We start from the raw sequence: 1,394 nt of genomic DNA on the forward strand, positions 1-1,394 counted from the left end.
GGTCTCGACGCTCTTATCGATTTTGTCAAGCGGTGGGGGCTGGTTGTGGGCTGTTGTCTTCGAGGTAGCGGTAGATGTCTCGGGTGACGTAGCGCATGACGGCGCGGCGGGCCATTTTGGGTGTCTTTCCGTTGGCGGTGAGTTTGTCGACGTAGGCCTTGGTGCGTTCGCTGTGGGTCATCCGGGATCGGGCGATCCAGTAGAAGGCTGAGTTCAGTTGCCGGTCGCCGCCGTAGTTGAAGCGGTGGTGCTGTTCGTCGGTTTTTCCGCTGCCGCATCGCAGGGGTGCGACTCCGGCGTGCATGGCGAACGCGGCTTCGGTGGGGAACTTCCCGGCGTGGGACCAGGACACCAGGATCCGGGCGGCGGTGATCGGTCCGACCCCGGCCAGCTCCAGCAGGCCTGGGCAGAGGCCGGCGACCAGCTTGGCCAGGACGGTGGCGTTGCGACGGAGTTCCTTGGTGCCGGCCACGATGCGTCGGGCTAGCCGAACCGACTCGGCGCGGGCGGCGGCTTTGGTGCTGTCATCGCTGCGATGCGGGCGGGCCCATCTGGTGATGATCGTCGCGATCTTGGCGGTGCCGACGCCGTGGCGAGCGTCGATGCCCAAGTCGATGCGCCGCAGCAAGGCGATCAGTCGTTGCTTGTCGGCGACGACGTCTTTGCTGATGGCATATCTTGCCGCGCAATAGATCTGAAGTGCTTCCCGGTCGCCTCGAGCGCGTGGGGCGGTCAGTCGGGTGGTGTCGAGGCGTCGGACCGATTCGGCGGCCTTGGCCGCGTCGATGGCGTCGGACTTGTCGCCGCCGATGCGGCCGGGTCGGACCTCGGCGACCGCGATGCCGTCATCGAGCAGTGCCCCGGACAACTGCCGACCGTAGGAGCCGGTGCCTTCCACTGCCGCCAGCACCGAGCCCGAGGCGGTGAGTTTATGGCACCATGCGATGGCTCGGGTGGTGCCTGCGGTGGTGGTGGGGAACTTCTTGGCTGGTGCGATCGGTTCACCGGTCCCGGCATCGCAGATCACATAGCAGTGATCGAGAGAATGAGTGTCGACGCCGATGACATAGTCGTAGACGTTTGCCACAATGGACATGGCGGGCGTTCCTTTCAGTCGCTTGTCAGGGCGACCGGCCCGGTGACCGTTGCGAGGCAAATCTCTAACGAGTCCCATCCCGTCTTTTCAGTTGTCCAGACGTCGAAGACGGGACTGACATGCTCTTATCTAGCCCGAGCAACGCGAGGGCCGGTCCCAGCCCCTCACCACCGAGCTGACAAGTCGAGACGAAGCCCACCATGATGGCCGCACATACGACACCAGTCCCACTCGGACAAGGAGCTAGAACCAAGCCTTCCAGCTAGCACCAGACCAGCCAATACCCATTAGAGATACG

General features: G+C 64.1%; 1 protein-coding gene. It reads right to left on the reverse strand.

Annotation, left to right across the window (positions count from 1 at the left end; translation table 11 throughout):
* Positions 1-25: 25 nt before the first annotated feature.
* Positions 26-1,096, reverse strand: a complete 1,071-nt coding sequence (locus AAFO60_RS20775) for an IS110 family transposase (RefSeq protein ID WP_347958145.1) — start codon at positions 1,094-1,096, stop codon at positions 26-28.
* Positions 1,097-1,394: the final 298 nt, after the last annotated feature.

It is taken from the genome of Gordonia aichiensis (genome assembly GCF_039946255.1).
GTDB lineage: Bacteria > Actinomycetota > Actinomycetes > Mycobacteriales > Mycobacteriaceae > Gordonia > Gordonia aichiensis_A.

Coding starts and splice junctions, on each gene's coding strand:
- AAFO60_RS20775 (WP_347958145.1), bottom strand. CDS start 1,096: ATGTCCATTGTGGCAAACGTCTACGACTATGTCATCGGCGTCGACACT.